Here is a 17628-nt window from a genome sequence, read left to right on the forward strand (position 1 = left end):
TCGGACGGGAGGCCCGTGGCGGTGCCGCCACGGGCCTCCCGTCCGTCAGTGGGCCGGGTTCACCCCACCCGCGCGACCCGCACGTCGACCCGCGTGAGCGCCAGGCCGTGCGCCGACGCCGTCGTCAGGGCGACGTCGTGCACGGCGCGGGCGACCTCGGGCGCGGGGCGGTGTCCGTCGGTGCCGATGACAACCCGCAGGACGCCGTCGTCGACCACGACGCGGGCGGGGGCCGTGCTGGACGCCATGCCGCGGACGGCGCTGACCGTGCTGGCCACGGTCGGGCGGGCGCGGTAGAGGTCGGTGACGCCGGGGACGTCGACCACGGCCTGTTCGACCGCGGCGAGGGTGTCGTCGGTGGTGCTCATCGGGTCCCCTCGGTGTCGATGTCGGTGTCGGTGTCGGTGTGCGGGTCGTCGGCGTCGGCGTCGGGCTGCGGTTCGAGCAGGTCGCGGACCACCACGTCGATCGACTCGACGACCAGGTCGGTCTGCTCGGCCAGCGCCTGGGCGACCCCGGTGCGGACCAGGTCCGCCGTCGCGACGATCGACGGACCCGACATGATCGCGACCTCGACGACCACGCGGATCGGTGCGGCGAGTTCGGTGACGTCGCCCTCGAGCCGGCACCGGGCGACGAGGACGCCGGGAACACCGTCGCCGGTCCGGCGGATGAGCGATCGGATGGCTCCCTCGGTCATCACCGGGCGCTCCGACTCGGACTGCGCGCGGAGCGGGACGTCCCGTCCGGAGCGGGACTCCAACGAGATGTTGGCGAGCACGCCGCCGATCCACGACTCGTCGGCCGGGGCTTCGTCGCGGGCGGCGGCCTCGAGGGAGCCGAGCGACGCGTGCCGCACCCGCAGGATCGCCGCGAGGGCGTTCTGGCACGCGGGTGAGCCGTCGATGCTGGGGTCCGGCGGCTGCATGCCGGCGTCCAGGTAGTCGGCGAGCTCGTCGATGGAGTGGCCGTCGAGGTCGTCGAGTTCGAGTGCGTCGAGGTCGCTCATCGCCATCCCTCCATGAGTCGGATCATGTTCTTCCTCGCTCGGGACAGGAGTCCGCGGACCGTCGAGGGAGGCAGGTCGAGTTCTGCGGCGATGTCGTCGTAGCTGTACTCGAGCACCTCCTTCATGATCCAGCAGCGTCGTTGGGCTTCGGGCAGTTCAGCGAGCGCCGTCTCCGCCGCTTCCTCACGCGAGCGGGCCTCGGCGACCCGGTCGGGAGCGTCGTCGGCGGGTGCGGCGACCTCGAGTTCGGTGACGTCGTCGTGGAACCGTCGGGCCCGGATGCGGTCCAGGCACTTCCGGCTGAGGATCCGCATCAGCCAGGACTTCACCTTGGCGTGGTCCTCGAGCCGGTCCAGGCGGTCCCACGCGGTGATGAAGGTCTCCTGCACGACGTCGTCGAGTTCGTCGGTCGATCCCAGGGTCCGACGGGCGTAGGCGCGCAGGAGCGGCGTGTAGCGGCGGATCAGGACCTCGAAGGCCCGGACGTCGCCATCGGACGACCGGCCGGCGAGGACCGCGTCGTCGAGCTCGGCGAGGGACTGGTGGTGCACGCTTTCCTTCTACTGGTCGGGGCTGGGAACGAGGTCGGTCGCTGATGGGACGCGCGAGGACGGCGGATCGTCACACTTCTCGTCACACTTGCGCCAGAGTTGTGGCATGTCGCTCGTCACCGCCGTCTGCCGCGTCGACCGCCTGCTACCCGACTCCGGCACGATCGGCGTCACCGCCATCGACAAGCGTCCGGTCGACGGCAAGGTCCGGGTCCGACCGCTCGGGCTGTACGCCGACGTCCAGGCCGACCGGAAGCACCACGGTGGCGAGGACCAGGCCGTGTACGCCTACGCCGACGAGGACGCCGCGTACTTCGCCGCGTCGCTGGAGCGCGAGATCCCGCCGGGCCTGTTCGGCGAGAACCTGCGGACGACGGGTGTCGACGTCACCGGGGCCGTGACGGGCGAGCGGTGGCGCATCGGCGAGACGCTGGAGCTCGAGGTGACGATCCCGCGGATCCCGTGCGGCACGTTCGCGCGCCGGATGGGCGTCGACAAGTGGGTCCGGCGGTTCACCGAGGAAGGCCGTCCGGGCGCTTACCTGCGGGTCGTGAAGTCCGGCCCGGTGGCAGCAGGCGACCCGGTCGTCGTGACGTACCGGCCGGAGCACGGCGTGACGATCGGCGAGGTCTTCGCGGGGCTGACCCCCGAGCGTGCCCGTGCCGTGCTCGAGTCCGGGGAGCGACTCGCGCCGAAGGTCGTCCGCGACGTCTCGAAGGTCCTCGCCCGGTCCTCGGCAGCCGCCCGGTCCTCGGCAGCCGCCAGCTCCTGATCAGTCGCCGCGCGTCGGGTCGAGGGGCCGCTTCGCTCGGGGCAACCCGGCGACGACCAGGTCGTAGGCGTTCGCGACGAGGTCCTCGACCAGGGTCTCGTCGATGCCGTCACCGGGAGCGAGCGTGATCCAGTGCCGCTTGTTCATGTGCCACCCCGGTGTGATCTCGGCGTGGTCGCGGACGAGTGCTGCCCCGTGCGGCGGCGCGCACTTCAGGTTGACGATCGGCACACCGCGGAGCTCGCTCGTCATCACGAACATCTTGTCGACGACCTTGTAAACCAGGGCGCCCTCGCCGAAGGGCTCCGTCTCGAACACCGCGGGCAGGGCCATCGCGGTGCGACTCGCGATCTCGTGCAACTGCGCGCCGTCCATGCACCCAGCATGCCCCAGACGCCCGACACCGCGGCTCGCGGACCGGACCTGTTCGGGGGCATGTCATGAGCGTCGTTCACATCGTAGGATCAGGTCGCCGCGTACCCGACGCGGCGGTCGCTCCGGCGATCACCCACTCGTTCCAGGGGGAACCCGTGCGCATCATCCGTACCCTCGGCATCGCCGCCGCCACCGCAGTCCTCGCCACCACCGTCGTCGTCGGCGGGGCCTCCACCGCGCAGGCCGCCCCGAAGACATACGCCAACTGCACCGCGGTGCACAAGGTGTACTCGGGCGGCATCGCGAAGAAGTCGGTCACGAAGAACAAGGTCACTTCGAATGGCAAGGTGACCTACCGCGCCCTCAAGGGGACGGTGAAGAAGGACGACGCCCTGTACAAGGCGAACAAGAAGATGGACCGCGACGCCGACGGCATCGCCTGCGAGAAGAGCTGACGCGCTGACGCACCGAAGCGCTGGCCCTCGAACGCCCCGTCGATCCGGCGGGGCGTTCAGAGCGTCGGGACGCCCTCGTGCCCGGACCGCGGGCGGGCGGTCCCGGCGACCCCGGTGACGACCGACCCCGCGGGGACGTCCTTCGTCACCACGGTGTTCGCACCGACGACGGAGTCCTGTCCGATGCTGATCGCCCCGATCAGGGACGATCCCGCGCCGAGCACGACGCGGTCGCCGACGACCGGATGCCGGCGAGCTCCTGGGCCGTGGTCGCCACCGCGCCCGCCCAGGGTCACCCCGTGGAACAGCACGACGTCGTCCCCGATCACCGCGGTCTCCCCGATCACGACGCCCATGCCGTGGTCGATGAAGAACCGTCGGCCGATGCGGGCGCCGGGGTGGATCTCGATGCCTGTGACCGACCGTGCTGCCTGGCCGATGACCCGTGCGACGAACCGGGACCCGGGCAGGCCTCTGGCGAGCCAGAGCCGGTGCGTCACGCGGTAGGTCCAGATGGCGTGCAGCCCGGAGTAGACGATCGCGTTCTCGAGGTCACCACGGGCGGCGGGGTCGCCGCGGCGTGCTGCGGCCAGGTCCTCCCGGACCGTCCGCAGCACGCCTCCTCGGACGGGACGACTCACGCAGTGAGTCCCTCGAAGAGCACCGTCGACAGGTAGCGCTCCCCGGTGTCGCAGACGATCGCGACGATGCGCTTGCCGGCGTTCTCGGGTCGTGCGGCGATCTCGAGCGCGGCGTGGATGATCGCGCCGGACGAGATGCCGGCGAGGATGCCCTCGTCGGTCGCGAGCGCCCGCGCCACACGCAGGGCGTCGTCGAGCTCGACGTCGAACACCTCGTCGATGACGGACTGGTCGAGGACCTCGGGGATGAAGTTCGCACCGATGCCCGCGATCTTGTGCGGTCCGGCCTTGCCCTCGGTCAGCAGCGGGGAGTCCTTCGGCTCGACCGCGACGATCTGCACGCCGGGCACGCGCTCCTTGAGCACCTGGCCGACACCCGTGATCGTGCCACCGGTCCCGACGCCGGCGACGAACACGTCGACGTGCTCCTCGGTGTCGCGCAGGATCTCCTCAGCGGTGGTCTTCCGGTGGATCGCGGCGTTCGCGGCGGTCTCGAACTGGTGGGCGAGGATCGCGCCGGGCGTCTCGTCGACGATCGCAGCCGCTCGTTCGACCGCGCCCTTCATGCCCTCGGGACCGGGGGTGAGCACGATCTCGGCACCGTAGGCGCGCATCACCGCACGACGCTCGACGCTCATCGTCTCCGGCATCGTGATGATCACCTTGTACCCGCGGGCCGCACCGACGAGCGCGAGGGCGATGCCGGTGTTGCCCGACGACCCCTCGACGATGGTGCCGCCCGGCTGCAGGTCGCCGGACTGCTCGGCCGCGTCGATGATCGCGACGCCGAGGCGGTCCTTCACGCTGGCGCCGGGGTTGTAGAACTCGAGCTTGGCCAGCACCTCGGCGCCACCCGCCTTCGGCAGCCGGTTCAGCTTGACGAGCGGGGTGTTGCCGAACGCCTGGGAGATGTTGTCGTAGATCGTGCCGCTCATCCGGTCCGTCCTCATCGGGTCAGGTCGCGCATCGCTCTTCCTGGAGGCGCGGTGTGCGCCCGATCCTAGCGACCGGACCCCAGGTGGTCCTGTCCACGGCATCGGGCTCCCGTTGCCGTGTGGCCCACCTGGGCGTACGGTGCCGGGCAACGACGAGGAGGTCGCCATGTCCAAGCTGCAGCAACCCGAGGTCGCACCGCCCGTGGTCGACCGTGCCGCGTTCGACGAGGCACTCGCCACCCAGGTCCGCGACGAGAAGGAACTCACCCGGCACGGCGACCGTGTGTCCGCCGCCCGCCGACGACTCCCGATGGTCCAGGTGGAGGACTACGAGTTCCAGGGCGCCGACGGCCCGGTCCGGCTCTCCGAGCTGTTCGACGGCCGCTACCTGCTCCTCGTGCAGAACGTGATGTTCGCGCCCGACTGGGACGACGGCTGCCCGAGCTGCACCTGGGCCGTGGACAACCTGCCGGCGAACACGGGTCGGCTCGACGACGAGGGCATCGCGTTCGCCATGGTCTCGCAGGCTCCGATCGAGAAGCTCGAGCGCTGGCGGGAGCTGCGCGGCTGGCCGCACCGGTGGGTGTCGTCGGGTGCCACGAGCTACCACGACGACTGGGGGTGGACCCTGCACCACGACGACTACGACGGTCCGGTGCCGGGCTACTCGTACTACCTGCTGCGCGACGGCGTGCCCTACCTGACGTACGCCACCGGATCGCGTGGGACCGAGGCGATCCTGCCCGTCGCGCACATCATGGACCGCACCGCGTACGGCCGCCAGCAGGACTGGGAGGACAGCCCCGAGGGCTGGCCGCAGTACCCCACCTACGGTTGAGTGTCCTCCGCGGGCCGCAGCGCCCGCCGGAGTTGCGCCTCCGAAGGCAGCGCTCGCTGGATCTCCGCAGGCAGGAACTCGTACGACGAGACGCCGACAGGCGCGCTCGACGTACCGAGCGAGTACCGGACGACCGCGTCGTTCTTGCCTGCGACCAGCAACAGACCGACCGTCGCCGCGTGAGTGTCGCGACGCAGTCTGTCGTCGACGAGGGCGACGTAGAACGAGAGCTGCCCGATGTTGTCCGGCCGGAACTCCCCGGTCTTGAGTTCCACGACGACGTACCGGAGCTGCTCGACGTGGAAGAAGAGGAGATCGACGAAGAAGTCGTTGCCATCGACGTCGAAGTGCACCTGCCGCCCGACGAATGCGAACCCGGTACCGAACTCGCGGAGGGTTTCCTCGATCCGGTGCACCAGTGCGCGCTCGAGCTTTCGCTCGTCGAGGTCGCCGTCGACGGCGAGGAAGTCGAGCACGTACGGGTCCCGGGTCATCTGCCGAGCCAGATCGGCACCGTCTTCGTCCAGGAGACGACTGAAGTTCGTTGGCGGAGTCCCGCGGCGCTCCAGGACACGGGTTCGCAGGTTGTGCACGAGCGCGCTGCGCGACCAGCTGCCCTGAACTGCAGCTACTGCGTACCGAGCCCGGCGATCAGGCTCCGCCACTGGGAGCAGAGCACGGATGTGCCCCCACGGCAATTGGTCCACAAGCTGTGGACCAATTGATGCTTCCTCAGGCCAGGCTGCCGCGAACTGCCGCATGTACTTGAGGTTCGTCACCGACAGCCCCTTCATCGACGGGAACTCGCTTCGCAGATCGTCGGCGAGCCGGTTCAGGACACCGCTCCCCCACTGCCCGCTCTTCGACCGCTCGAGCAGGACCGTGCCGATCGACCAGTACAGGTGCACCAGTTGCGCGTTCGCTGCCAGCTGCACGCGATGCCGCGTCGCGGTCACCTGTTCGCGGATCACTCGAAACGTGTGTTCGTACTCGGCCGGGAGCGTCGATCCATCAGTCATCCGCCGATCGTGGGGGCTGCTGGCACGCGCCGTCCACGAATCGGTATGGACGTCACGTGTGAGGGCACATGGCCAGGGTCAGCGCACGAACGCCGTCCGCGCGAACCGCTCGTCGGTCGCTTCGAGCACCCGCAGCACGTTGCCCCCGGCGAGCGCCCGCAGGTCGTCCGCTCCCCACCCGCGCCGCTGCAGCTCAGCGGCGAGCACCGGGTACCGGGACACGTCTCGCAGGTCCGGCGGCAGCACCGGGGTGCCGTCGTAGTCCCCGCCGAGGCCGATGTGTGCTGCGCCGGCGAGGTCGCGGGCGTGCTCGACGTGGTCGGCGACGTCCGACACCGTCACGAGCGGCGGCTCCCCCACCGAGCCGGCGTCCTCCCAGTCCGCCCAGTCGCGGGAGACGAACTTCGGCACGAACGTGATCATCACGATGCCGCCGTTGTCCGACAACCGGGCGAGCACGTCGTCCGGCACGTTGCGCGGGTGGTCGTCGACGGCGACGGTGGACGAGTGGCTGAAGACGACGGGCTGCGTGGCGACGTCGAGGGTGTCCCGCATGGTGGCCGGTGCGGTGTGCGACAGGTCGACGAGCATGCCGATCCGCTCCATCTCGGCCACCACCTGGCGGCCGCGATCGGTCAGCCCGCCGTGCGGACGCGAGCCCGTCGCCGAGTCGGCCCAGGGGGTGTCGTCGTTGTGCGTGAGCGTCATGTAGCGCACGCCGAGTCGGGCGAAGTCGCGGAGCACCGCCAGGTCGTCGCCGATGGAGTGCCCGCCCTCGGCGCCGAGCAGCGACGCGATCCGGCCGGACTCGACCGCCGCCCGCACCTCGGCCGCCGTCCGGGCGAGTGCGAGCGACTCCGGGTACCGCTCGATGATCCGGTGCGCCAGGTCGATCTGCTGCAGCGTCGTCCGCACCGGGTCCGGTTCGTCGACGGGCACGAAGACCGACCAGAACTGGCCGACGACCCCACCGGCGCGGAGCTTCGGCAGGTCGGTGTGCAGCGAGTCGACCTCGGTGTCGATGCCCTCCACCCCGGAGTCGTGGGTCTCGCGGCGCTCCCACGGCAGGTCGTTGTGGCCGTCGATGACCGGGAACGGGATCGCGTCGAACGTCATGCCCCCGACGCTACCGCGCACGTCCCCGTGGCTAGGCTCGGTGCGTGGACCCCGTCACCCTCCGGACCGATCGCCTGGTGCTCTCCGTGCCGGAACCGTCCGATGCGGAGGACGTCATCGCCTACGCGAACGATCCCGACGTCGTCGCCTACACACCGGTACCGGTGCCGTACGGCCACGCCGAGGCGCACCACTGGATCACCGACGTCGTGCGCGCTGGCTGGTCCACGGACTCCCGCTACGAGTTCGGCATCCGGCGGGCCGACGACCTCCGACTGCTCGGGACGATCGGACTGTTCGGGTTCGTCGACGGCGCGGCCGAGGTCGGCTACGCCGTGCACCCGGACGGTCGCGGCCTCGGCTTCGTGACCGAGGCCGCAGCCGCCGTCCTGGCGTGGGCGTTCGCGCCGTCGCCCGACGGGCTCGCGCTCGTCCGCGTGCAGTGGCGGGCGATCGCGGCGAACGCCCCGTCTGCGGCGATCGCGCAGCGGCTCGGGCTCCGCTACGAGGGACGGCTCCGGTCCGGCGTGTTCCACCGCGGACGACGCCACGACCAGCTCATCGCGGCTGCTCTGCACGATGACGACCGCTCGACGCCGACGGTCTGGCCAGCCTCGTGACGGTGACGTTCCGCGTGGTGACCGAGCTCGCGGCACCGCCCGAGCGCGCGTTCGCGCTGTCGCTCGACATCGGCGCGCACGAGCGGTCGATGGCTGCGACCGACGAACGCGCCGTCGCCGGCACGACGTCCGGCACGATCGGCCTGGGCGAGTCCGTCACCTGGCGCGCGCGGCACTTCGGGATCGTCTGGCGGATGACGAGTGAGATCACCAGCCTGGAGGCCCCACACCGGTTCGTCGACGAACAGGTGCGTGGGCCGTTCGCCCGCTTCCACCACGAGCACCGGTTCGAGCCGTCGGCCGGCAGCACGCGCATGGTCGACACCATCACGTTCCGCGCACCGTTCGGCCCGCTCGGTCGTCTGGCCGAGGTCGTCGCCCTCGAGCGCTACCTGCCGCGGCTCATCCGTGAGCGCAACGCGTCGCTCGCCACCGAGCTGCACGCCGACGGCCCCGACAGCCCCGACGGTCAGGGCGCTGCGAGCTCCCCCAGCGCGTCGTAGGCACTCGCCACCGCGTCGACCCGCGCGCGGCCGGCCGGTCCCGAGGCTTCGTACACGTCGTTCGCGATGGCCGCGACGACCGCGAACAAGGCCGCCATCGAGTCGAACGCCGCCGGTGAGTCGACCGGGCACAGGATCGCGGTGTTCGCCGGTGCCGCGATGACGGCTGCGGTCGGATCGCCCAGCACGACGACGTCGGCGCCGGTCGACACGCAGTGCCGCACGATCCGGTCGACCCCGGCAGTGTGCCGACGCACGGTCACCAGGACGACGAGGTCACGGCGGTCGAGGTCGGCGACCTCTTCGCCGAGCCGCTGCCCCGGTGCCGGACCGACCCGGACGTCGGAGCGGACCTGGGCGAGCTGCGCGCGGAGCTGCAGCGCCACCGGGTAGGCGCCGCGCTCCCCGAACACGAGCACGCGATGAGCGCGGACGATGCGGCGAGCGAGTCGCGGACGATCGGCACGGGCCAGCGAGGCGAAGGCCGCGTCGAGGTTGCGGGCCTCGACGGCGCGCTGGTCGACGTGGGCGGCGTCTTCCGCAACCCACGGCAGGCCGGAACCGCGTGCGGACATCAGGTTCTGCCGGACCTCGGCCGCGTCCTGGAACCCGAGCGACCGGACGAGCCGGGACACCGTGGCCTTCGACGTGCCCGACTCGGCGGCGAGCTCGGCCGAGGTCCCGACGAGCAGGAGTTCCGGGTCGTGCCGGACCATCGCGGCGACGCGTCGTTCGGCGGGCGAGAGCTGCTCCCAGACGGAGTCGATGCGGGCGCGGACGTCCGGTCCGGCGGTGCTCATGCCCGGGCCACCCGCTCCACCGCGACGGCGAGCGCGTCGAGCCCGAGCGCGATGTCGGGCGTCGAGACGAACTCGTCCGGGTGGTGGCTGATGCCGTCCGGGTTGCGCAGGAACAGCATCGCGACGTCGGTGACGAGCCCGAGCGACATGGCGTCGTGTCCAGCTCGCGAGAACAGCTCCATCGGCGCGGCCTCGCCCGTCGACTCGATGCCGGCGCGGACGGCGTCCATCAGCCGCGGCGCGCAGAACACCGCCGGCGCGCGGTGCACCTCGGTCGGCGTGACGCTGACCCCGCGTCGTTCCCCGATCAGCGAGAACGCCTTCGTGAGCTCGTCCCACACCGCGTCGCGGCCGTCGTCGAACTCGCCGCGCAGGTCCACCGAGAACCGTGCGAGCCCGGGGACCACGTTCACCGCGCCCGGTTCGACGGTCATCGTGCCGACGGTGCCGACGTGGTGCGACGCCCGGCATATCCGCTCGACGGCCAAGGCGGCCTCGGCCGCGGCGAGCAGCGCGTCGTGGCGGCGCTCGTACGGCGTTCCGCCGGCGTGCCGGGCCTCGCCGACGGCCTCGACCGAGAAGCGTCGGGCGCTCGCGATGCTCGTGACGACGCCGAGCGCCTGACCGGCCTGCTCGAGGTACGGACCCTGTTCGATGTGCGCCTCGAGGTAGCCGGCGAGCGTGGTCGGGTCGGCCGCCGCGTCACCCACCCGGGCCGGGTCGAGCCCGAACCGGGTGAAGGCCTCGCGCAGGGTCACGCCGTCGCCGTCCGCCAGGTCCCACCAGGACTCGTCCCACACCCCGGCGACGGCGGACGACCCGAGCAGGGCCTTGCCGAAGCGGGTCCCCTCTTCGTCGGAGAACGCGATGACCTCGAGCGCGACGGGCAGCGGTCCCGCGGCCGTCAAGCGCGCAGCGGTGCGGATGGCCATCAGGACCCCGACGATCCCGTCGTAGCGGCCGGCGTCCACCACGGTGTCGAGGTGCGAGCCGAGCAGCAGCACGGGGGCGTCCGGCGTCGCGCCGTGGACCCGTCCGTGCAGGTTGCCGGCGGCGTCCTGCCAGGTGGTGAGTCCGGCGTCCTGCATCCACCCGGCGACGATCCCGTTGACGCGGGCGTGCTCGGGCGACAGGTACACGCGGGTGATCCGGCCGGTCTCCTCGGTGACCAGGGCCAGCTCGTCGCACCAGCGCGCCACGAGCTCGGCGTCGGCGGTGCCCAGGGCGGTGGCGGTCACGACCGGGGCCGCGCTCACGCCAGCACCCCGACCGGCGCACCGGCGAAGACGTCGAGGGCCGCGTCGACCCCACCGCCGTGCGGGACGGCGTGCCCCGCCCGGCGGAGCGCGTGCTCGAGGGCGGCGAGGGTCGTCACGACGGTGTCCTTGCGGGCGTTGTAGCCCATGGTGCCGATGCGCCAGACCTTGCCGTGCAGCGGTCCGAACGAGGTGCCGATCTCGATGCCGTGGTCGTCGAGCATCGAACCACGGACCTGGTCGCCGACGACGTCGGACGGGATCTCCACCGCGACGACGTTGTGCATCTTGTGTGCGACGTCACCGAACACCCCGAGCCCGAGCGCCTGGACGCCCTGCAGCATCGCGCGGCCCGCGAGTTCGTGGCGTGCGATCGCCTGCTCGCGCCCTTCGTCGAGCAGGATGCGGGCGCACTCGTTGGCGGCGTAGAGCATCGACGCGGCCTCGGTGTGGTGGTTCAGCCGCCGCGGACCCCAGTAGTCCAGGATCATCGCGAGGTCGAGGTAGTTCGAGCGGATCGGCTCGTCGGCGACGTCGTCACCGGGTTCGCGGATGCCCGCCTCGACGCTGCGGCGCTCGTCGAGCACGGCGGTCGCACGCGGCGAGACGGTGACCGGCGCGCTGCCGGACGGCCCGCCGAGGCACTTCTGCAGGCCGGCACTGACGGCGTCGATGCCCCAGGCGTCGACCTCGAGCGGGTTACCGCCGACGGTCGCCGTGGCGTCGGTGTAGAACAGCACGCCGTGCCGCTCGCAGATCGCGCCCAGTTCGTCGAGCGGCTGGTTCATCGTGGTGGAGGTGTCGCCCTGCACGATCGCCAGCACCTTCGGCCGGACACGGACGATGGCGTCCTCGATCGCGGACGGCGTGAAGACCTGGCCCCACGCGGTCTCGATGGTGTGGACCTCGGCCCCGGCACGGCCCGCGATCTCGGCGAGCAGGTGCCCGAACCGGCCGAACACCGGCACGAGCACGCGGTCACCCGGCACGAGGAGCGACACGAGCACCGCTTCGATCCCGGCGCGCGAGGTGCCGTCGACGAGCACGGTCGCCTCGTTCGTGGTGCCGAACACACCGCGGTAGAGCTCCTGGGTGTCGTTCATGGCGGAGGTCATCCACGGGTCGTACTGCCCGACGAGCGGGGTCGACAGGGCGCGGAGCACACGCGGGTCGGCGGTGATCGGGCCGGGGCCCATGAGGAGGCGGGCTGGCGGGTTCACGGGGTGCATGGTTGGTCCTTCCGTTCCGGTCACGAGCGTACCGGAACGATCGTTACAGACGTGTTTCGGTGACCCGGGCATCCGCGGTCGCGGGAGCCGCGACGAGCTGCCCCTCGACGGCGGTGACGCCGGACGCGGTGGACGCCACCACGCGCCCGCGCAGCCAGGTCTCGGTGACGCGGCCACGGGCCTCCAGGCCGGCGAACGCGGAGACCGGGTTGCGGTGTGCGAGGCCGGCCACGTCGATGACCGCCGTGGCGGACGGTTCGAACACGGCGAAGTGGGCCAGCGAGCCGGGGGCGATGACCCCGCGGTCGGGGAAGCCGACGAGTGCTGCCGGACCGGTCGTGAACAGCGGCAACAGCACCTCGAGCGGGACGCCGCGGCGGAGGGCCTCGGTCCAGACGGCCTGGAAGCCGACCTGCAGGCCGGCGATCCCGCCCCAGGCGAGTCCCCAGTCGTCGACCTTGAGGTCGGCGGTCGACGGCGAGTGGTCCGACACGATCATGTCGATCGTGCCGTCGAGCACACCGGCCCACAGGGCGTCACGGTTCGCGTCGTCACGGATCGGCGGGCAGCACTTGTACTCGGTCGCGCCGTCGGGGATGGACCCCGCTTCGAACGACAGGTAGTGCGGGCAGGTCTCGACCGTGATCCGGACGCCGTCGTCCTTCGCGGCGCGGATCATCGGGATCGCACCGGCGTCGGACAGGTGCAGGATGTGGACCCGGGCGCCGGTGGCCCGTGCGCCGTCGATGACCCGCGCGATGGCGGACCGCTCGGCGTCGACCGGGCGGGTGGCGAGGAAGTCCTCGTAGTGCCCGCCGAGCGCAGCGTGGTCGACCAGGAACTCGGGGTCCTCGGCGTGCACGATGAGCAGGGCGTCGATCCGGGCGACCTCCTCGATCGCGTCGCGCAGTTGGTCGGCGTCGAGGTGCGGGAACTCGTCGACCCCGGACGGCGCGGTGAAGCACTTGAACCCGAAGACGCCCGCGTCGTGCAGTGCGCCGAGCGAGCCGGCGTTGTCGGGGACCGCCCCGCCCCAGAACCCGACGTCGACGGCGACCCGCCCCTCGGCACTCGCGCGCTTCACGGCGAGCGCCTCGACCGTCGTCGTCGCGGGGATCGAGTTGAGCGGCATGTCGATGATGGTCGTGACCCCGCCGAGTGCGGCGGCCCGGGTCGCGGACGCGAACCCCTCCCACTCGGTGCGTCCGGGTTCGTTGACGTGCACGTGGGTGTCGACGAGGCCGGGCAGCAGGACCTGGTCGGCCGGCACGGTGCGGTCGTCGACGGCGGCCACGGCTGCGTCGACCGGCAGGACGGTGTCGACGCGGCCGTGGCGCACGACGACCGCTGCGGGGCGGAAGGCTCCGTCGATCCAGGCGCGATCTGCGCGCAGGACGAGGTCCGCGACGGTGTCGGTGTCGACGTCGGTGCGGGACTCGGTGCTGCCGTCGGCCGGGAGGCCCGTCATGCGCCCGCCCCGACCGTCGCGCCCGCCGCCGGCTGGCGTTCGAAGCCCGCCAGCAGACCCGACATCGCCTTCGTCGGCGGGGTGGCGTACTCGCCGTGCTTGCCCGTCGAGAGCCCGAGCCGCACGAGCGACTCGGCGAGCACGGTCGCCGCGGCGACGCCGTCGACGACCGGTGCCCCGATCGCCCGCGAGACCTCGGCGCAGAAGTCCGCCATCCCCGCGCAGCCGAGCACGACCGCGTCGGCTCCGCCGGCGATGACGGCCCGGCACTCCTCGATCACCAGGGCGCGTGCGCCCGAAGCGGGGTCGTCGAGCTCGAGCACCGCGACCTCGCACGCCCGGATCTCGGTGACGAGCGACGCGAAGCCGTAGCGCTCGGCGAGCTCGTGGGCCCGTCCGGTCGTCCGCGCCAGGGTCGTCACGACGCCGAACCGGCGCCCGAGCATCGCCGCTGCGTGGAAGCCCGCCTCGGCGATCCCGATGACCGGCCCGGCGGCGAGCTCCCGCGCGGCGTCGAGGCCCGGGTCACCGAAGCAGGCGACGACGTAGGCGTCCACGCCGTCCTGCTCCCCGAGCGCGATCTGCTCGAGGAGCCCCGGCACCGCGAGCGCCTCTTCGTAGTGGCTCTCGATCGACGCCGGGCCCATCGTGGGGTTCACCGCCTCGACGATGGTGCCCGGGCCGGCGACCGCGGTGGCGGCGACGCCGATCGAGCGGGTCATCGAGGCGGTGGTGTTCGGGTTGACGACGCGGATGCGCATCGGGGTCCTTCCGGTGGTGCGGGCGGTGCGGGTGTCGCTGGTGGTACGGGTCTCGCTGGTGGTGCGGTGTCGCTGCGGCGTCTCAGGCTCGTCCGACGGCGGCGCCGTCGTCGACCGTCGGGTCGTCCGAGGCGAGCTCCGGCATGCTCGGCCGGACCCGCTCGAGTCCCCAGAAGACCACGAGTCCCAGGCCGCAGCCGATGAACCAGCTGTAGTTGTTCAGCCCCGGCAGGATCCCGAGCGCGGGCGGCAGGACCGCACTGGCGACCGAGACCACCCCGGTGACGACGAGGGTACCGATGGCGTTCGGGTTGAAGCCGCCGCGGTACCAGTACCGGGCCGAGGTGTCCTTCGTGTACATGTCGTCGACGGCGATGCGCTGCTTCCCGACGATGTAGTACCCGGCGATCAGGATGCCGAACAGCGGGCCGATGAGGGCGCCGAGCACCCCGAGCGTGTACAGGATGGCCTGGTCGTTGCCGTACCAGTTCCACGGGGTCAGCAGCACGGAGCCGACCGCGGCGATCATGCCGCCGGCTCGCCACGAGATCTTGCGCGGAGCGACGTTCGAGAAGTCGAACGCGGGGCTGATGAAGTTCGCGACGATGTTGATGCCGACCGTCGCCGTGACGAAGGTCAGGCCGCCGAGCAGGATCGCGAACGGGGCGCCGATCGCCTGCACGGTCTCGATCGGGTCGGTGATGAGCTTGCCGAAGACCGGCACGGTCGCACTCGCACACAGCACGGTGAGCACCGAGAAGAACAGGAAGTTGATCGGCAGGCCCCAGAAGTTGCCCCGCTTGACGGACGCGAAGGACTTGCCGTAGCGCGAGAAGTCACCGAAGTTGAGCATCGGGCCGGAGAAGTAGCTGACCACCAGGGCGACCGCGGAGAGCATGACCGGGATCGACGCGCCGAACGAGAGCGGCTCCCCCACCGACAGCGTGAACGAGATGTTGCCGATGCCGGCCTGGCTGACGAGGTAGATCGCCAGCGCGATCATCACGACGTACACCGCCGGGCCCGCCCAGTCGATGAACTTCTTGATGGCCTCCATGCCCATCCAGAACAGGGCCCCCTGCGCGACCCACAGGATCGCGTACGAGATCCACCCGAGCGCCGACAGCCCCAGGAACGAGTGGTCGAGCAGCCCGGCCGAGGCGGGGATGAACTTCAGGAAGATGATGTTGAGCGACTGCGCGGCGAGGAACGTCTGCACGCCGTACCAGGCCATCGCGATCAGCCCGCGGATGATCGCGGGCACGTTCGCCCCGAGCACCCCGAACACCGCACGGTTGATGACCGGGTAGGGCACGCCAGTGCGCTGCGACGGCTTGGCGACGAGGTTGGCGAAGACCTGCACGATCAGGATGCCGACCACCAGGGCGATGAGCACCTGCCAGCTCGCGATGCCCAGTGCGAAGAGCGACCCGGCGGTGACGTAGCCGCCGACCGAGTGCACGTCGGACATCCAGAAGGCGAAGAAGTTGTAGCTCGTCCAGCTCTGCTTGCGCAGCGGGGCGAGGTCCTCGTTCGTGAGCGCCGGGTCGTACCCGGGCTTGACGACGCCGGCACCAGCGGGTGCGGCGGTCGTGGTGGGGGCGTGGGGCGCTGCGACGGGTGTCACGAGATCGGTAGCCATGGCGTCCTCCGAGGGAGTGGGGTGGGGAGGCGGTGATCGCCTCCACCACAGAAGTTAGGGAGCCTCTTCGCGCCCGCCGTTTCCCTCGTGTAACGGTCGTGTGTCGTGGTCGCTGTCCTGAAACGCTCGTTCCACACCAGAACGTGCACAGACATGTGCACGATGATGGCCGCATGCCCGACACCATCCGTTACGTCGCGATCGGCGACAGCTTCTCGGAGGGCATCGGCGACGCCGGCGCCGTACCGTTCCCCGGCTGGACCGGCCGACTCGCGAGCGGCATGGCCCGTGCGCACGACGCAGACGTCCGGTACGCCAACCTCGCGGTCCGCGGGCGCCTGCTCGCCGGGGTCCTCGGAGAGCAGCTCGACGCGGCTCTCGCACTCGACCCCGCACCGACGCTGATCACGTTCTGCGCGGGCGGCAACGACCTGCTGCGGCCACGGTTCGACGCCCACGCCCTCATCGCACCACTCGAAGCGGCGGTCGACACGGTCCTGGGCCGCGGGGTCCGGCTGGCGCTGCTGAGCCCCGCCGACCCGAGCGCACGACTCCCCCTCGGACGCCTCATCAACGCGCGCGGCGACGCCTGGGCGGACGCCCTCGCCGACCTCGCCGACCGGTACGACCTGCCCTTCGTCGACGTGTCCCGTGATCCGCACCTGCGCCGTGCCGAGTTCTGGTCCGAGGACCGGCTGCACATGAACGACACCGGCCACCAGCGCGTCGCGGACCTCGCCCTGCACGCGATCGAGGACGGACCGGCACCGATCGAGCCGGCGTCCGAACAGACCGGCCGCACCCGACTCTCCGAGGAACTCCGCTACTACCGCGAGCACGTCCTGCCCTGGGTACAGCGCCGCGTCACCCGGCGGTCCTCGGGCGACGGACGCTCGGCAACCTACCCGGCGTGGACCCCCGTCGACTGATCACGCACGATCGCGGCGGTTCTCCGCACGCGTCCCGCGCTCCGCTTGTCCTCCCCCGCGAACAGCCGTTCTACTCGGGTGATCCACGTCCGAGCCGAACTCAGGGGAGACGGCACCATGCACACTGCGCCACGCCCATCCGGCACCACCGCGACACGTCCTGCAACCGTCACCACCCCGACGGGCACCCCCAGCACCGCACACGGCATCGACCACATCGGCCTCACCGTGCCCGACATCGACCAGGCCACCGACTTCTTCGTCCTGGGACTCGACGCCGTCCCCCTGTACGACCGGTTCCTCCGGAGCGAACCGCTCCGCGGTGAACCCGACGTCCAGCGGCGCCTCGGCATCCCGAAGACCATGGCCCAGGGGGCACTGCGTATGCTCGCGCTGCCGAACGGGCCGGGACTCGAGCTCTTCGAGTACCACGGCCCCGACCAGCGCCCGGCCGTCCGCGCGAGCGACCTCGGCTGGCAGCACGTGGCGTTCTACGTCGACGACATCGACCACGCGCTGTCGCACATCGAGACGGCGGGCGGCCAGCGGTACGCCGACCCGCGTGACCTCGGCGGCAACGAGGGTGGGTTCGGCAACCGGTTCGTGTACGTCGGAACGCCGTGGGGATCGACGATCGAGCTGATCACCTACCCGAGTCGGCAGTCGTACGAGGACCACGCCCCGCGACCGAAGTGGCGCGTCTGACGGT

21 protein-coding genes are annotated in these 17628 nt (G+C 71.4%); 7 read left to right on the top strand and 14 right to left on the bottom strand.

All coding sequences use genetic code 11. The features are described 5' to 3' along the window. Nucleotides 1-59: 59 nt before the first annotated feature. The 3 genes from M4960_RS05250 to M4960_RS05260 are packed head-to-tail and all read right to left on the bottom strand — an operon-like array spanning nt 60 to nt 1560. Nucleotides 60-368, bottom strand: a complete 309-nt coding sequence (locus M4960_RS05250) for a hypothetical protein (RefSeq protein ID WP_248703653.1) — start codon at nt 366-368, stop codon at nt 60-62. Then, entirely contained in the window at nt 365-1009 is a 645-nt protein-coding gene (locus M4960_RS05255) for a hypothetical protein (RefSeq protein WP_248703654.1), read from the bottom strand. The genes M4960_RS05250 and M4960_RS05255 overlap by 4 nt, the downstream gene beginning before the upstream one ends. Beyond that, nucleotides 1006-1560 carry an RNA polymerase sigma factor gene (locus M4960_RS05260; protein ID WP_111084365.1) on the bottom strand — a complete coding sequence of 185 codons (555 nt, stop codon included), beginning with the start codon at nt 1558-1560 and terminating at the stop codon, nt 1006-1008. Before M4960_RS05260 ends, M4960_RS05255 begins: the two co-directional genes overlap by 4 nt. Nucleotides 1561-1666: 106 nt before the next feature. Between M4960_RS05260 and M4960_RS05265 the strand changes: the two genes are divergently transcribed. Beyond that, on the top strand, nt 1667-2332 hold the full coding sequence (locus M4960_RS05265; RefSeq protein WP_133937901.1) for an MOSC domain-containing protein: 666 nt from the start codon (nt 1667-1669) through the stop codon (nt 2330-2332). Here M4960_RS05265 and M4960_RS05270 read toward each other — a convergent pair whose 3' ends face one another. Then, nucleotides 2333-2707 carry an MmcQ/YjbR family DNA-binding protein gene (locus tag M4960_RS05270; protein WP_248703655.1) on the bottom strand — a complete coding sequence of 125 codons (375 nt, stop codon included), beginning with the start codon at nt 2705-2707 and terminating at the stop codon, nt 2333-2335. Between the two features lie 155 nt (nt 2708-2862). Here M4960_RS05270 and M4960_RS05275 point away from each other — a divergent pair, with 155 nt between their 5' ends. Continuing rightward, nucleotides 2863-3162: an excalibur calcium-binding domain-containing protein gene (locus tag M4960_RS05275; protein ID WP_243649928.1), complete on the top strand. Its 300-nt coding sequence runs from the start codon at nt 2863-2865 to the stop codon at nt 3160-3162. Nucleotides 3163-3218: 56 nt separating this feature from the next. On the opposite strand, the gene epsC is transcribed toward M4960_RS05275, so the two are convergent. Both epsC and cysK read right to left on the bottom strand, forming a co-directional pair. Beyond that, a complete protein-coding gene (gene epsC, locus M4960_RS05280; protein ID WP_248703656.1) occupies nt 3219-3803 on the bottom strand; it encodes a serine O-acetyltransferase EpsC in 585 nt (194 codons plus the stop codon). Beyond that, nucleotides 3800-4738 (bottom strand): cysteine synthase A, encoded by a 939-nt coding sequence (gene cysK, locus M4960_RS05285; RefSeq protein ID WP_111084370.1) that lies wholly within the window; start codon nt 4736-4738, stop codon nt 3800-3802. The genes epsC and cysK overlap by 4 nt, the downstream gene beginning before the upstream one ends. Nucleotides 4739-4904: 166 nt before the next feature. Here cysK and M4960_RS05290 point away from each other — a divergent pair, with 166 nt between their 5' ends. Beyond that, a complete protein-coding gene (locus M4960_RS05290; RefSeq protein ID WP_123292329.1) occupies nt 4905-5576 on the top strand; it encodes a DUF899 family protein in 672 nt (223 codons plus the stop codon). On the opposite strand, the gene M4960_RS05295 is transcribed toward M4960_RS05290, so the two are convergent. Beyond that, nucleotides 5567-6595 (bottom strand): YhcG family protein, encoded by a 1029-nt coding sequence (locus M4960_RS05295; RefSeq protein ID WP_248703657.1) that lies wholly within the window; start codon nt 6593-6595, stop codon nt 5567-5569. The two genes, M4960_RS05290 and M4960_RS05295, sit on opposite strands and share 10 nt — an antisense overlap. Before the next feature lie 78 nt (nt 6596-6673). Continuing rightward, nucleotides 6674-7711: a dipeptidase gene (locus M4960_RS05300; protein ID WP_248703658.1), complete on the bottom strand. Its 1038-nt coding sequence runs from the start codon at nt 7709-7711 to the stop codon at nt 6674-6676. Nucleotides 7712-7755: 44 nt separating this feature from the next. Between M4960_RS05300 and M4960_RS05305 the strand changes: the two genes are divergently transcribed. After that, a complete protein-coding gene (locus tag M4960_RS05305) occupies nt 7756-8331 on the top strand; it encodes a GNAT family N-acetyltransferase (RefSeq protein ID WP_248703659.1) in 576 nt (191 codons plus the stop codon). Beyond that, nucleotides 8328-8834: an SRPBCC family protein gene (locus M4960_RS05310; protein WP_248703660.1), complete on the top strand. Its 507-nt coding sequence runs from the start codon at nt 8328-8330 to the stop codon at nt 8832-8834. Before M4960_RS05305 ends, M4960_RS05310 begins: the two co-directional genes overlap by 4 nt. Here M4960_RS05310 and M4960_RS05315 read toward each other — a convergent pair. The 6 genes from M4960_RS05315 to M4960_RS05340 form a co-directional block, all read right to left on the bottom strand. Then, nucleotides 8801-9634, bottom strand: a complete 834-nt coding sequence (locus M4960_RS05315; RefSeq protein WP_123292009.1) for a MurR/RpiR family transcriptional regulator — start codon at nt 9632-9634, stop codon at nt 8801-8803. The two genes, M4960_RS05310 and M4960_RS05315, sit on opposite strands and share 34 nt — an antisense overlap. Next, the gene (locus M4960_RS05320; RefSeq protein WP_131879406.1) at nt 9631-10890 is read right to left on the bottom strand and encodes an allantoate amidohydrolase; all 1260 of its coding nucleotides are present in this window, start codon (nt 10888-10890) and stop codon (nt 9631-9633) included. The genes M4960_RS05315 and M4960_RS05320 overlap by 4 nt, the downstream gene beginning before the upstream one ends. Next, nucleotides 10887-12119 (bottom strand): alanine--glyoxylate aminotransferase family protein, encoded by a 1233-nt coding sequence (locus M4960_RS05325; protein ID WP_248703661.1) that lies wholly within the window; start codon nt 12117-12119, stop codon nt 10887-10889. Before M4960_RS05325 ends, M4960_RS05320 begins: the two co-directional genes overlap by 4 nt. A gap of 43 nt (nt 12120-12162) precedes the next feature. Beyond that, nucleotides 12163-13587, bottom strand: coding sequence for an allantoinase AllB (gene allB, locus M4960_RS05330; RefSeq protein ID WP_248703662.1), 1425 nt, complete (start codon nt 13585-13587; stop codon nt 12163-12165). Beyond that, nucleotides 13584-14348 carry an aspartate/glutamate racemase family protein gene (locus M4960_RS05335; RefSeq protein ID WP_131879412.1) on the bottom strand — a complete coding sequence of 255 codons (765 nt, stop codon included), beginning with the start codon at nt 14346-14348 and terminating at the stop codon, nt 13584-13586. The genes allB and M4960_RS05335 overlap by 4 nt, the downstream gene beginning before the upstream one ends. Before the next feature lie 82 nt (nt 14349-14430). Continuing rightward, nucleotides 14431-15990, bottom strand: a complete 1560-nt coding sequence (locus tag M4960_RS05340; protein WP_123338768.1) for an NCS1 family nucleobase:cation symporter-1 — start codon at nt 15988-15990, stop codon at nt 14431-14433. A 173-nt stretch (nt 15991-16163) separates the two neighbouring features. Here M4960_RS05340 and M4960_RS05345 point away from each other — a divergent pair, with 173 nt between their 5' ends. Next, nucleotides 16164-16919 carry an SGNH/GDSL hydrolase family protein gene (locus M4960_RS05345; protein WP_200849207.1) on the top strand — a complete coding sequence of 252 codons (756 nt, stop codon included), beginning with the start codon at nt 16164-16166 and terminating at the stop codon, nt 16917-16919. Nucleotides 16920-17036: 117 nt separating this feature from the next. Next, nucleotides 17037-17624 carry a VOC family protein gene (locus tag M4960_RS05350; protein WP_123292003.1) on the top strand — a complete coding sequence of 196 codons (588 nt, stop codon included), beginning with the start codon at nt 17037-17039 and terminating at the stop codon, nt 17622-17624. Nucleotides 17625-17628: the final 4 nt, after the last annotated feature.

Origin of the sequence: Curtobacterium sp. MWU13-2055 (genome assembly GCF_023242305.1) — a bacterium.
In the GTDB taxonomy this organism is placed as follows: domain Bacteria; phylum Actinomycetota; class Actinomycetes; order Actinomycetales; family Microbacteriaceae; genus Curtobacterium.